Genomic DNA, 14,049 nt, shown 5'->3' on the forward strand with positions numbered 1-14,049 from the left:
CTTCTTTTTTTAGCGCTGGAATAAAACGAGCTTACCTGCAGAAGATGTGCAGCGATGTGTTTTTTCATACAATCCTTTTTCTTGTAAAATAGATTCACCTTTTGCTTTCGCTTCTTTTTCAGTTGCCGCCTCAAATGATTCATCTAATGCTTTAGAACCATCTTTTTCAAAGACTGTTAGAACGTATACTCCCATGAAAATTCCCTCCAATAATAAAAATCAGAATCTTATAACTATTTTGGCATAAATCACTAGAATATGCAAAGAAATATATGACATTGCGTGTTACAATAAGGTGAAACTTTAATCAGTGGGGAGTTTTTTATTTCCTGCTTATTACTAGTTTTCACCAATTGAGCATGTATTGTTTGTGTTCATGCGGATAAAATGAAACTTTTGAAAGATAGAAAGGATCGTTATTTGTGAAACAAGTGAAGTTTATACATGCGGCTGATTTGCATTTGGATAGTCCGTTTAAAGGGATGGAGATGAATGTTGGGCAGTCTGTTTGGGAGAGAATGAAGCAGAGTACGTTTGAATCGTTCGAGCGTATTGTTGATAAAGCGATTCAAGAGCGCGTTGATTTCGTATTACTAGCCGGGGATTTGTATGATGCGGAGACGAGAAGTTTGAGAGCGCAAGTGTTTGTGCGCGAGCAAATGAAGAGGCTGGCGCAATACGATATCCCTGTTTTTATTATTCACGGTAACCACGATCATTTAGGGGGAAGCTGGGCAGCAATTGAATTTCCGGAAAATGTTCATGTGTTTACGGAGCCTTATGTAGAAGAGAAATCATTTTATAAAAATGGTGAGCTAGTAGCTTCTATTTACGGATTTAGTTATTTGCAGCAAGCGGTAACGGATAATATGACAGCACAGTATACGAAAATGAGTGATGCGCCTTTTCATATTGGTATGCTACACGGTAGTGTGGAGGGGGATGCAGAGCATAATCGCTATGCACCGTTTCAAATTCGTGAGCTGAAAGAAAAGCAGTTTGATTATTGGGCTCTTGGCCATATACATAAACGTGAAATTTTATCAGAAGAGCCATACATTATTTATCCAGGGAACATACAAGGGCGTCATCGTAAGGAAACAGGGGAGAAGGGTGCGTACTTGATTGAACTTACGAAACAAGGAACGCAATGTTCATTTTTCCATACGGCGGATGTTTTGTGGGATGAGATAGAAGTGAGTATCGATGGGCTTGAAAATGTCGATGAACTTATGACTGTGATATCAAGTGCGATGAATGAATGCCGAAGAGAAGAAGAAGGGACGCTTTTAACTGTCGTATTTACAGGGCAGGGACCACTTTCTCCTTATTTACGTGATGAAAAACGTGTGGAAGAGATTTTTCATATTTTAGCAGCTGGCGAAGAGCGAAAAGACTTCGTATATGCGATGAAGTGGAAAAATGAGACGGTTTCTTTTGCGGAAATCGAGCGTTTGAAAGAGGAAAATCATTTCGTCGGTAGTGTGCTAAAAGAGTTAGAAGCTTTCACCAATATGGACGGCGTGTTGCGCAGTATTTGGACATCTCCTGTAGCACGTAATAGTATTGAATCTTTTACAGAAGAAGAGAAGAAAGAGATTCAAAAGGAAGCAGAAAATATTATTTTAGAGCAATTATTCCAGCAAGAGAGGGATAAGAAATGAGAATTGAAAAAATCCATATTTATGGGTACGGAAAATTAGAAAACGTGGAAATGGATCTGTCAATGCTGACGGTGTTATACGGTGAAAATGAAGCGGGTAAATCGACAATTCGCTCATTTATGAAAAGCATTTTATTCGGTTTTCCGACGAGAGGACAGCGCCGTTATGAGCCGAAAGAAGGCGGCAAGTATGGCGGTGCGATGACTGTGCAAACAGAGAAGTACGGCCGTTTGAAAATTGAACGATTGCCAAAGACAGCAGCTGGCGAGGTGACCGTTTATTTTGAGGACGGGAAAACAGGCGGCGAGGAAATTTTACACGATATATTAAGCGGGATGAATGAAAGTTTATTTGAATCCGTCTTTTCATTTGATATGCACGGTCTTCAAAATATTCATCAGCTCGGCGAAGCGGATATCGGAAATTATTTATTTTCGGCAAGCGCAGTCGGAAGTGATGCATTATTACAGCTAGATAAAAAGCTAGAAAAAGAAATGGATCAGCGCTTTAAGCCGAGTGGCCGTAAACCGGAAATTAACGTGTCACTGCAAGAAATGAAGAAGCTTGAAGAGAAGATGAAAGAATGGCAAGGGAAAATTGGCACGTATGAAAAGCAAGTGGAGCAGTTAAAAGAGAGTGAAGAGAAACTAGCTACTGTTCGTGCGGAAAAAGAGAGTGCAGAAAAACGAAAGCAAGATTATGAAATATTAGCAGCGCTTGAGCCTCTCGTTATTGAAAAGCGTGCGCATGAGAAAGTGTTAGAAAACGGGAGAGGGCAATTTCCTGTAAACGGAACGGCGCGTTATGAAGCGATTAAGGCGAAGATGGAGCCGCTCCAATTACAAGTTGATTCGCTCTATAAAAAAATTGAGAATGTGCAATCGGAAATGGAATCGATTCAAATAGATGAAGAGTTTTTACAAAAAGAAAGTTATGTAGAAGAACTTCGAATGCAGAATATGTCTTATGAAAATGCACGCCAAGAAATGCCCGATATGACAGGAACGATTACGAATATAAAAGAAGAACTGACAGAACTAGAGCAACAAATTGGTGCTACTTTTGAAAAAGAAACAGTTCTTTCGTTTGATATGAGTTTGGCGACAAAAGAGTTAATTACGCAAACAGTACAAAAAGCACGCGAATTAGAAACGCAAAAAGCACAACTTGATGATCGTTTTAAAGTAGCGCAGGATCAATTAGAAGAACAAGAAGAAAATATAAGACAGATTAAGCAACAAATGTTAGCGGATGAAGAGCGAAATGCGTTAGCTGAGAAAGAGAAGTCGTTCCAAGATGCGGCATTTATCGGTATGGGCGCAGAGAGAATGAAGCGCAAGTATGAGGAAAAAGCAGGAGCGGCTATGCAAAAGAAAAAACAGTGGCAAAGAGTTTGTCTTCTTTTACTTCTTATTAACACAGTCGTTTTATTTACAAGCTTATTTATAGATAACCGCCTGCTCTTATTTATTAGTGTTATTGTTTTTGTAGGGATTGTTCTTGCCCTCGTTTTATATAAAGATCCGTCAAGCGGGCTACAAGAAGAGCTTCTTACTCTTCAGCAAAGTGCTGGCGGGAGACAAAGTGAAGAAGCGATGTCTGTGCGCTATCAGTTAGAAAAAGATGAAGAGCTTCGTAAGCTATTTGAACGCGAGGCGTATAAGTTACAGCAAATGGAGCGAGCGTATGATAAAGTCGTTTCATCGTATGAGGAATGGGAGCGAGAAACGTTCCGCATTAGCGAACAAGTAAATGTGTATAAAATGCGCTATACGTTCCCTGAATTTTATACGTATGCGCACATATTACCGGCGTTTGAGCGTATGGAAAAAATGCAGCAATTATATCGTGATTTAGAGAAGAAAAGTGAGCGTAAATCTTCATTATATGAAATGATTTCGCATTTTGAACATAAACTAGAAACTGTTATCGGTAGTGCGGAGTATAGTAAGCTGCACGAGGCGCAAATCCGTATGCAAAATGAGAAAGAAAAGCGCCAAACTTGTAAGCAGCTAAAAGAGAAGCTTGCGGAATGGCAAGAAGAATATGAGTTCATGCAAGAGCAATTGAAACAACTGTTAGTAGAACGAGATAGTTTATGGCATATCGCACATTCTACAGATGAAGAGATGTTTTTAGAAGCGGGTAAACTAGCAGAAAAATGTGAAGATGCCGAGAAACAAGTGGGACGTTTATTACCGCAAATCGATCTGTTAGAACAGCGTTTAACGAGTTTATCATTAGCTGAACATTATGAGGCTGACGGTTATGATGAAAAATTAAAGCAAGAAATTAAAGCCGCGCAAAACTGTCTTACGAAAGAGAAAGAACTGACAGAGCGTATTGCGAAGCATCGTATGGAAATTGCGAATTTAGAAGAAGGAAGTACGTACGGTGATTTACTGCACGAATGGGAAATGAAAAAAGCGCAAGTGCGTGAACAAGTGAAGAAGTGGGCTGCGTATGCGGCCGCGAAGACAGTGTTAACGAAAACGAAGCAATATTATCACGAAGTACATCTTCCTCTTATTTTACAAAAATCAGAAGAGTATTTCGTCTATTTAACAGGCGGACGATATAGTAAAATCTTTTCACCGTCAGAGGCGGAACCGTTCATTGTCGAGCGTAACGACGGTATGCGTTTTTACAGTCATGAACTAAGCCAAGCGACAGCGGAGCAGTTATATTTATCGTTACGATTTGCATTAGCGAAAACATTTGAGCATGACTATCCGTTCATTATTGATGATAGTTTCGTGCACTTTGATGCGGTAAGGACGAATCGTACAATTGAACTCATAAAGGAAATTGCGGAAGATAGGCAAGTCATCTTCTTTACATGTCATGCGCATTTACTAACGTATTTTACAGAAAAACAGATTATAAAATTAGTGCGTAAGCGTAAAGAAAATGAGTTGTAGTGTGCTATACTAAAAGTAACTGATATGGTGGAGGAATTCGAATGAAAAAGAAAATTGCAGAATATGAAGTTGGTGAACAAGTCGATGTTTTCTTGTTAATTAAAACAGCGACAAAAGGTTTAGCAAGCAATGGAAAGCCGTTTTTAACAGTAATCTTACAAGATCCAAGTGGAGATATTGAAGCGAAGCTATGGGACGTATCGCCAGAGGTTGAGAAACAATATGTAGCGGAAACAATCGTTAAAGTAGCTGGTGATATTTTAAACTACAAAGGACGTATTCAATTACGTGTGAAACAAATCCGAGTTGCGAATGAAAATGAAGTAACAGATGTCTCAGACTTCGTAGAAAAAGCACCAGTGAAAAAAGAAGATATGGTCGAGAAAATTACGCAATACATATTCGAAATGAGAAATCCAAACATTCAACGTCTAACAAGACATTTATTAAATAAGCATCAAAATGAATTTTTAGAATATCCAGCAGCGACAAAGAATCATCACGAGTTCGTATCTGGATTAGCTTATCACGTCGTATCGATGCTTGATTTAGCGAAAGCTATTTCAAATCTATACCCATCATTAGATAAAGACTTACTTTATGCAGGCGTTATTTTACACGACCTTGGTAAAGTAATCGAATTATCTGGTCCAATTTCTACGACGTACACGTTAGAAGGAAATTTACTAGGCCACATTTCTATTATGGTGAACGAAATTGGTAAAGCAGCAGATGAGCTGAACATCGATGCAGAAGAAGTATTAATTCTTCAACACATCGTCCTTTCTCACCACGGAAAAGCGGAATGGGGTAGTCCAAAACCACCATTAGTAAAAGAAGCAGAAATTCTGCATTACATCGATAACTTAGATGCAAAAATGAACATGATGGACCGTGCATTAGGGCGCACAAAACCAGGCGAATACACTGAGCGTGTCTTTGCACTTGATAATCGTTCGTTCTATAAACCGACGTTCCATAATTAATAATGTGAATAAAGTGGCCTCATTAAGTGTTAATAAGCTTAGTGGGGCTGTTTTTTATTGAAAATAAAATAGTTAAGAAGTACGCATGGGTGTAACGAAGAACTAATAAAACATATCTTGCCACTAGAAAGGGATCATATCAACTTTTTAGTTGAGTAACGCCAGCATTTTAGAAAAAATACAATAAGCTGTCCATATGGGCAGCTTATTTACATAATTCTCGATATCGGTAGTTAAAAGTTTTTAGTTTCTTGCTCAATTAAAGCCCCCGTTAGTTTAATAAGCATAATTAAAATTGCACACTAAATCCTTTGAATTTATGAATTCCAGTTCCGAATCTTACTTGATCTTTTTCTTTAAGTTCTTCAACTGCATTTCCCACTTCTTGTAAAAGGCTTGCATCAAGACCTATTGTATTATGTCCTCCATAAATCTTCGTTACATTGGGAATGTTGGATATTTTTTTTAACGATTGCGTTAAATCCAGAGGGTTGGTCGTTGGGAAAAAAGCATACACTGGAGTCCCATCATAAAGCAAATCACCTGTAAATAAATAACCTTTACTATTATCTAAAATTGAAATATGTCCCGGAGAATGTCCTGGAGTATGGTAGATAGTCAACTTTCTATTTCCTATCTCTATTTCATCACCATCATTTAACAAACCTGTAGGATTACCCTGAAAGGGTTTATAGGTGTCTGGATTAAACGTTGCTGGCATGGGTATTGTAATATCACGACTTACATCTTTTCTGATTTGTTCGATAGAAAGTTTCTTAATACCATTGACTAGCCAGTCTTCTTCATCCTTATGTACATAAATATTCTTAAATTCACCATGACTTCCAATATGATCCCAATGGACGTGTGTTGTTAAAACAATAATCGGTAAATTTGTAAGCTGGTCTGTAATCCTCTTTATGTTATCAATCCCAAGACCCGTATCAATTAATGCAGCTTTCTCCTCGCCAATTAATAAATAAGAGTGAACTTGTTCCCAATGTCCATACTCACTAATAGCGAAAGTTGTATTATCTATTTGATTTACTGTAAACCAGGAGTCTTTAATTTCAACCATTTATTAAATTCCCCTTTCTAAACTCTCATATCAATAATATTCTCCATTAACTTACTTGAAACCTCTACTGTCATTCTTGAACTAAACTGCCATTTAGTTGGATAAGGAACAGTGTATATCCTATACATGTTAGGTTGACATAACGTCCTATTATCGGTAGCAAGGACAAGGAGGAACCCTGCTCTCACAAGGGAACCTCCTTTTTACGTTCTATGGATCTATGTATTTTTTATACATTTCTATCCTGGTGCGGTTTTAGGGTTTTTGTTTGTTACTGGATTAGCCGAAAAACTGTATAAAATCTTGCATGCTCTTAGCGTGTTTTTTCAAAAATGCTGGCGATATCTCACATCCATCAACTTATGAATTTTATAATGTCCTCAAACCAAGAATTTCGCGAATTTTTAGTCCAAGAACGTTAGTTATTAGGTCTTAAAAGAACAGCTCTTTCTAAATAAAGGGTAGGATTAACAAAATCGATACTTTCCGATTTATGAAAAATGAACTTAGCGTTGTAAATCCACATTTTTATGACACTATCCCATATAGAAATTCATCATTCTCAAGTTCAAAATGTTATGCAATAAAAAAATATCTCGAACTTGAGATAAATTACTTGCTTTTTAATCACTTGAGTTGTAAAGTGATAGTGACGAAAGCGATTGAGTCATATGAAAAACATACACTCACTTGCTTTCGATTAAAAAAAAAAGTAACTTATTCAGTAAAAACTAAGATGAATTTACAAAAATATAATGAGAATAAATTAAAAAACTAAGAAGCATATTATTTTTTAGTTGTCACTTGACTAGTAAAATGAAATGGAGGAATTATCAATGTATGAAATTAAAGGGCATCATCACATTTCAATGGTTACAAAAAACGGAAGTGAGAATAACCATTTTTATAAAAACGTACTTGGTTTACGCCGTGTGAAAATGACGGTAAATCAAGATGATCCGTCTATGTATCACTTATTTTACGGAGATAAAACAGGAAGTCCAGGTACGGAATTATCATTTTTTGAAATGCCTTTAGTAGGAAAAACATACCGTGGTACGAATGCAATTACGCGAATCGGATTACTCGTTCCTTCAGAGGAAAGCTTACATTACTGGAAAGAACGATTTGAGAAACTTGGTGTGGAACATAGTGAAATGACAACATATGCAAATCGTCCTGCTTTGCAATTTGAGGATGCGGAAGGTCTTCGCCTCGTGTTACTCGTTTCAAACGGAGAAAAAGTAGAGCAATGGGAAACGTGGGAGAAATCCGAAGTTCCTGCACAGCATCAAATTCAAGGAATGGGTTCTGTGGAAATGACAGTGCGTAGGCTTGATAAACTGGCGAGTACACTTACAGACATATTTGGTTATACAGAGATTAGCCGAAGCGATGAAGAAGCGGTTTTCCAGTCTATTAAAGGGGAAGCCTTCGGAGAAATGGTTGTGAAATATTTAGATGGTCCTACTGAAAGGCCGGGCCGCGGTAGCATTCACCATTTAGCAATTCGTGTAAAAAACGATGCAGAGCTAGCTTATTGGGAAGAACAGGTGATACAAAAAGGTTTCCATTCTTCAGGCATTATCGACCGTTTCTACTTTAAAAGCTTATACTTCCGCGAATCAAACGGAATCCTATTTGAAATTGCGACAGATGGACCAGGATTTACAGTTGATGGCGATGTAGAACATTTAGGAGAAAAACTTGATTTACCGCCGTTCTTAGAAGATCAGCGAGCAGAAATTGAAGCGAAATTAGCACCTATTGAAGAGAAGTAATAGAAGAGAAAATATAAAATTTAAAACCACTGGAGGAATATAAAATGAACCAATTAAAAGGAATTCACCACGTTACAGCAATTACAAGTAGTGCAGAAAAGAACTATGAGTTTTTCACTCACGTTTTAGGAATGCGTTTAGTTAAAAAAACAGTAAACCAAGATGATATTCAAACGTACCATTTATTCTTTGCAGATGATAAAGGTAGTGCAGGAACAGATATGACATTCTTTGACTTCCCAGGTATTCCAAAAGGAGTACACGGTACGAATGAAATTTCAAAAACTTCATTCCGAGTGCCAACTGATGTAGCGTTAGCATATTGGGTGAAACGTTTTGACCGTCTTGAAGTAGAACATACAGGAATTAAAGAGCAATTTGGTAAGAAGACTCTTTCTTTCGTTGACTTTGATGACCAACACTATCAATTAATCTCAGATGAACTTGATAACGGGATAGAATCAGGTACACCGTGGCAAAACGGACCAGTTCCATTAGAATATGCAATTACTGGCTTAGGACCTGTATTTATCCGCATTTCAAACTTTAGTTTCTTTAAAGAAGTGTTAGAAAAAGTTCTATTATTTAAAGAGATTGAGCAAGAAGGAGAATTCTATTTATTTGAAGTAAACGAAGGTGGAAACGGTGCATCTGTTATTGTAGAACATAATACGGTTCTTCCAGAAGCACAACAAGGTTTTGGTACAGTGCACCATGCTGCATTCCGCGTAGAAGATCGTGCTGTATTAGAAGAGTGGATTGAGAGAATCGGTAGCGTTGGACTTCCATCATCTGGCTATGTAAATCGTCACTTCTTTGAGTCATTATACGCAAGAGTTGCACCACAAATTTTATTTGAATTTGCAACAGACGGCCCAGGATTTATGGGAGATGAGCCATACGAAACACTTGGCGAAAAGTTATCATTACCTCCGTTCCTAGAGCCAAAACGTGAAGAAATCGAAAAATTAGTTCGTCCAATTGATACAGTGAGAAGTACGAAGGAATTTATTAAAGAGTAACAATAGAGAGAATAAGTAGGAGAGCAAGTAGTTTTAGCTAATCGCTGGAACTGCTTGTTTTTTTTATTTCGCTTATAAAATTTTCTGAAAAATGTTTCTCAAGTTTTTAAAATAGAAATATTTGGTATAATTCATTTAAATTATAAATTTTCTGACAATTATTTTTCAATACATAGAAAAGGGGTGGTAATATACAATTTGGATAATTGTATAAATATCCTAATTTTGTAAGTTTGAGAAAAGGAGATGCAGGTGTATGGGAGCAGACGTAGTAACACGGGAGCAAATGAAACATTCTTTAGATGATTGGTATCGTGTAATGTTGCAGCAAAATATAGAGAAAGCCACAGAAATGAAAGAGGAGATTGATAGTAAGATTAGTGGGCTGGATGTGGATCAGGAGTTATCTTTGTATTTTACCTTATTAGATTTTAGATATAAAATGCTGACGGATTGGTTGAATATAAAAGAAAATAGTTTTGAGAGAATAGAATCTTTTGAAATTCCAACTAAAGGGTTTTTAGCGTATTATTATCATTTTTTTAAAGGAATATATTGTACTTCAATGTCTAAATATAGCGATGCGAAGGAAAGTTATGAAAAAGCAAATGAACTACTGAAATACGTTTCACACTCTTTAGAAAATGCAGAGTTTGATTATCGTATGGGTAATTTTTACTATCAGACATATCAACAAGTTAATGCAATTGACTATTTGAGAAAAGCGAAAGAAGAGTTCAAAAAACATATAGGTTGCGAAATAAATATAGCGCTATGTGAAAATGCTTTTGGTCTGTGCTGTGTAGATTTGAAAAATTATGAACTCGCGGAAGAAAGCTTTAATGCTGCTATGGATATTTTTCAAAAGGTAAATTATGAAAAATATATTTTAATGGTGCGTCATAATTTAGCCTTTTTGTATGCTAGTCAAGATTTATCGGAACTTGCAGTTCGCCATGCATCCGAAGTTACAAAAAAACAGCCGAAATTTTTTAAAGCGCTATTTGTTGAAGCGCGTGAATGTTATAAATTAGGGCAATATCAATTGGCAGCAGATCTGGTTGAAAAAGGTTTGGATATTTGTAAAGAATTAAATAAGGAAGAGTTTCAATATCGTTTTATGATTTTGAAAAGTGTAAACGAAAAATCACCTACATTAAGCTTAGAGCAAGTAGTTTTAGAAGGTATTACTTATTTTGAAAAAGAAGAGCTATGGGATTGTATACAGGAATACGCTGAAATGTTAGCTCTAAGGTTTCATAAAGAAGAGAATCACAATAAAGCAAGTCACTATTTTTACATGAGTCATAAAGCTCAAAAAAAATTATTAAAAAAAGGAGCGCTAAAATAATGAAAAAGATTCACTTTGGAATGTTGGGGATTGCGTTAGTAGGTGCGTTATCAATTGGAGTTAACAGTGCGTTTACAAATCAAGCATTAAATATAGGAGAGACAGGCGGAGCACCAGCAAGACCAGATTATGTAAGTGTCGGGGACGGTGGAGGAGCGCCAGCCAACTTCAATAAAGGAGATGGCGGAGCACCAGCAGATAATAGAGGCGACGGCGGTGGAGTAAGCCAACTCTAATAACAAAGAAAGAGACTTCATGTTGAAGTCTCTTTCTTTGTTATTAGGCCATGTAGAGAAAAGAATTGACTTACTTTAAATATGTAACTATAATAGTTACAAAGTAACCGTTAATAATAACAGTGAGTAATATTTTTTTAATATAATTGTAACCGTAATAGTTACAATTAAAATTAATCATAAAACAACCAAATAATGTAAAAACTTTAAATAGCAATTTAAGAAAGGAGACGGGAATTTGAAACGGTTTAAATTTTATTTCATTAGCGGTATTATGCTCGTTTTGTTAATCGTATGTAACTTCGTTGATAAGCCGATTGCGAAGGTTGGAGAAGTGAAAGATACTGTTATGATGAAGCTGAATACGAAAGAGAGTATGGCACAGATTGATGGGCAGACGATTTATTTTAAGCAAATTGGCGAGGGAAAACCGCCTTTACTTATGCTTCACGGATTTGGTGGTTCATCTGATGGATTTAGTGATATTTATCCGGAACTTATGAAGAATCATACGATTATTGCGGTTGATATTTTAGGATTTGGGCGTTCTTCTAAGCCGGTTGATTTTCAGTATTCGTTTCCTGCGCAAGTGAATTTATATTATAAGTTAATGAAGAAACTCGGATACGATCAATTCGCAGTACTGGGTCATTCGATGGGCGGAGAGATGTCTCTAAATTTAGCGTATTTATATCCGGATGCAGTAACGCATCTCGTTTTAGCAGACTCTACAGGGATAGAGTCTTTCCAGCAAAAAGAAAGTTATGAAGTGCCGCCACTATCAACAGACTTACAAACTGTAACAGAGATTACGGATTATAATAAAAATGCAGTGAAAAATAGTCGCGACGATAAAGAGCATTATGATCAGCTTACGAAAATGAGAGAGCGCCGCATCGCGATGGAAGCAGACAAGATTAAGGTTCCGACTTTAATTATATGGGGACGACACGATAAGAGCGTTTCTTGGGAAAATGGTGAACTGTATCATGAGCTATTTGCAAATAGTACGTTCCATATCATTGAAAAAGGATACCACGCACCGTTTCGCCAGGAGCCAATCGAATTTATGGAATATGTACAAGCGTTCTTCGCGAAGAATCCACAATAAATTTTAAGCATAAATCCACTTCTTTCCTCATACAGTGAAACTAATAAGGCTTGTCTAAGGAAGGGAATGAAGTTAAGTGGAAACTTTACCATGGTGGGTGTATCTTGTAATCGTAGGGATCGTATTAAGTGGCTACATGGTTTTATATACTTCAAAAAAAGAACAAGATATGGATAATGAGTTTATCGAAAAAGAAGGCGAAGTATATATGAAGCGTTTAGAAGAAGAGCGAGAGAAGCGTAATCAGAGTAGTGATAAAGATTCGGTTTTATTATAATTAGAGAAGAGTGGATAACGTATTGTTATCCACTTTTTTATTTCCTAAAATATATCAACGATTTTTCAAATATATCGAACGCAACTTGGAATATATCAACGTTTTTTTCAATATATCAACGATTCGACATGAGATATCGACTTACCGACACAATACGACAATGTTGAGAAGCACGATTATTGTTCGGGAAATTATTATAGAAGAAAAGTATATAAAACCAGCGTGATATAAAGTATGAAATTGCACCATTTTGATATGTAACGCAAAAGTTGCACCACCTACGCAACGACAACTAGCTTTACTCTTCATCAGTTATTTGCCCATACTAGACGTAGAGAGGTGATAAACACAGTATGATTTTTAGTGAACGTTTAAAAGAAGAACGAGAAAAACGAAATTGGTCGCAAAATGATTTGGCTGAAAAAATTCATGTAAGTAGGCAATCTGTTTCGAAATGGGAGACGGGAAAGAACTATCCGAGCATTGAAATTATTATTCATTTAAGCGATCTGTTCGGTATTACGATTGATGAACTACTAAGGAGTGACGAAGAGTTGACACAAAAAGTAATTAACGATAGCAAACAATTAGCATATCCAAAATGGAAGGTGTTTTTCGATAGTCTCTTTATGATGGGCGTGTTTTTGTTTCTTACCAAAATTGTTGTATGGACATTAAATAAGTTTGCAGGAGCGAGCATTACAATTTTAGCGGATGCGCCGTATGTAATGAACTTTTTACCTCTCATATTAATGGTTATAGGTGGCACGGCTTCTGATAAGTTGAAGAAAATATATAAATAGAGGAAAGATTTGAAAGAAATCCCCTGCACTAGCTGTTCTTTTCACTTAAATTGTGTACTATAAAGGATAGGATGACATAAAGAAGGGGACATTTAGAATGGAATTTCATGAGCAAAAGATTTTGCCGGCAGTGAGGCAAATTAAAGATTTGGAAAAGCTATTACATAGTTCGTATGAGTATATTGTTATTTTAGATATTCATGTTGGTCAATTGAAGAGTGTTATATCACTTGCGAAGCAATATTGTAAGAAGGTGTTTTTACATGTTGATTTGATCCATGGATTACAAAGTGATGGGCATGCGACGGAGTATTTATGCCAGGAATTTAGACCATACGGGTTACTTTCGACAAAGGCGAGCGTAATTATGAAGGCGAAGCAAAAAGGTGTTGTGGCAATTCAGCGTATCTTTTTAATCGATTCGAGTGCAATGGAGAAGAGTTGCAATCTGTTAGAAAAGACGAAGCCAGATTATATAGAGGTGCTTCCAGGAGCAATGACGGACATTATCGCTGAAGTGAAAGAGCGTACTGGTGTACCGATTTTGGCGGGTGGTTTTATTCGTACAGTTGATGATGTGGAGAAAGCGTTAAATGCTGGTGCGACAGCAATTACGACATCAAAACGCGAACTATGGAAACATTACCAAAAAAAGTGACGAAAATGTGAAAAAATTCTGTTGACACCGCTTTCATGAGAGGTTAACATTATAGACAAGTTAATAAACGTGACGGAGAAAAGTAGAGATCCACATTTCATTGTTTCTATATAAACTTATATAGAAGCGTGCAAAGCTGTGGGTCTTTTTCTTTTGACAAA

14 protein-coding genes are annotated in these 14,049 nt (G+C 36.7%); 11 read left to right on the plus strand and 3 right to left on the minus strand.

Annotation, left to right across the window (positions count from 1 at the left end; genetic code table 11):
- Positions 1-9: 9 nt before the first annotated feature.
- Positions 10-195: a YhzD family protein gene (locus F8162_RS16770; RefSeq protein WP_000539551.1), complete on the minus strand. Its 186-nt coding sequence runs from the start codon at positions 193-195 to the stop codon at positions 10-12.
- A gap of 227 nt (positions 196-422) precedes the next feature.
- Here F8162_RS16770 and F8162_RS16775 point away from each other — a divergent pair, with 227 nt between their 5' ends.
- Genes F8162_RS16775 through yhaM form a run of 3 tightly spaced genes read left to right on the plus strand, consistent with a single transcriptional unit; the run spans position 423 to position 5,571 of the window.
- Positions 423-1,664 carry a metallophosphoesterase family protein gene (locus tag F8162_RS16775; protein WP_151631417.1) on the plus strand — a complete coding sequence of 414 codons (1,242 nt, stop codon included), beginning with the start codon at positions 423-425 and terminating at the stop codon, positions 1,662-1,664.
- Positions 1,661-4,585, plus strand: coding sequence for an ATP-binding protein (locus F8162_RS16780; protein ID WP_151631416.1), 2,925 nt, complete (start codon positions 1,661-1,663; stop codon positions 4,583-4,585). The genes F8162_RS16775 and F8162_RS16780 overlap by 4 nt, the downstream gene beginning before the upstream one ends.
- A gap of 41 nt (positions 4,586-4,626) precedes the next feature.
- Positions 4,627-5,571, plus strand: a complete 945-nt coding sequence (gene yhaM / locus F8162_RS16785; RefSeq protein ID WP_151631415.1) for a 3'-5' exoribonuclease YhaM — start codon at positions 4,627-4,629, stop codon at positions 5,569-5,571.
- A gap of 289 nt (positions 5,572-5,860) precedes the next feature.
- On the opposite strand, the gene F8162_RS16790 is transcribed toward yhaM, so the two are convergent.
- Positions 5,861-6,649, minus strand: a complete 789-nt coding sequence (locus tag F8162_RS16790) for an MBL fold metallo-hydrolase (protein ID WP_151631414.1) — start codon at positions 6,647-6,649, stop codon at positions 5,861-5,863.
- Positions 6,650-6,666: 17 nt separating this feature from the next.
- A complete protein-coding gene (locus tag F8162_RS28765) occupies positions 6,667-6,837 on the minus strand; it encodes a hypothetical protein (RefSeq protein ID WP_192797645.1) in 171 nt (56 codons plus the stop codon).
- A gap of 648 nt (positions 6,838-7,485) precedes the next feature.
- On the opposite strand from F8162_RS28765, the gene F8162_RS16800 reads away from it, so the two are divergent.
- From F8162_RS16800 to glpP, 8 genes are all read left to right on the plus strand, one after another.
- The gene (locus F8162_RS16800; protein WP_151631412.1) at positions 7,486-8,430 is read left to right on the plus strand and encodes a ring-cleaving dioxygenase; all 945 of its coding nucleotides are present in this window, start codon (positions 7,486-7,488) and stop codon (positions 8,428-8,430) included.
- 44 nt (positions 8,431-8,474) lie between these two features.
- Complete coding sequence (locus F8162_RS16805) at positions 8,475-9,452, plus strand: ring-cleaving dioxygenase (RefSeq protein WP_151631411.1); 978 nt, start codon at positions 8,475-8,477, stop codon at positions 9,450-9,452.
- Positions 9,453-9,708: 256 nt separating this feature from the next.
- Positions 9,709-10,803 (plus strand): hypothetical protein, encoded by a 1,095-nt coding sequence (locus F8162_RS16810; RefSeq protein ID WP_151631410.1) that lies wholly within the window; start codon positions 9,709-9,711, stop codon positions 10,801-10,803.
- A complete protein-coding gene (locus F8162_RS16815) occupies positions 10,803-11,039 on the plus strand; it encodes a Phr family secreted Rap phosphatase inhibitor (protein WP_151631409.1) in 237 nt (78 codons plus the stop codon). The genes F8162_RS16810 and F8162_RS16815 overlap by 1 nt, the downstream gene beginning before the upstream one ends.
- A gap of 238 nt (positions 11,040-11,277) precedes the next feature.
- The gene (locus F8162_RS16820; protein ID WP_151631408.1) at positions 11,278-12,150 is read left to right on the plus strand and encodes an alpha/beta fold hydrolase; all 873 of its coding nucleotides are present in this window, start codon (positions 11,278-11,280) and stop codon (positions 12,148-12,150) included.
- A gap of 76 nt (positions 12,151-12,226) precedes the next feature.
- A complete protein-coding gene (locus tag F8162_RS16825) occupies positions 12,227-12,427 on the plus strand; it encodes a sporulation YhaL family protein (protein WP_000449226.1) in 201 nt (66 codons plus the stop codon).
- A 353-nt stretch (positions 12,428-12,780) separates the two neighbouring features.
- The gene (locus F8162_RS16835; protein WP_151631406.1) at positions 12,781-13,230 is read left to right on the plus strand and encodes a helix-turn-helix domain-containing protein; all 450 of its coding nucleotides are present in this window, start codon (positions 12,781-12,783) and stop codon (positions 13,228-13,230) included.
- 97 nt (positions 13,231-13,327) lie between these two features.
- On the plus strand, positions 13,328-13,888 hold the full coding sequence (gene glpP, locus F8162_RS16840) for a glycerol uptake operon antiterminator GlpP (protein ID WP_060629825.1): 561 nt from the start codon (positions 13,328-13,330) through the stop codon (positions 13,886-13,888).
- Positions 13,889-14,049: the final 161 nt, after the last annotated feature.

The sequence above is a fragment of the Bacillus sp. CH140a_4T genome (assembly GCF_008923725.1).
Lineage (GTDB): Bacteria > Bacillota > Bacilli > Bacillales > Bacillaceae_G > Bacillus_A.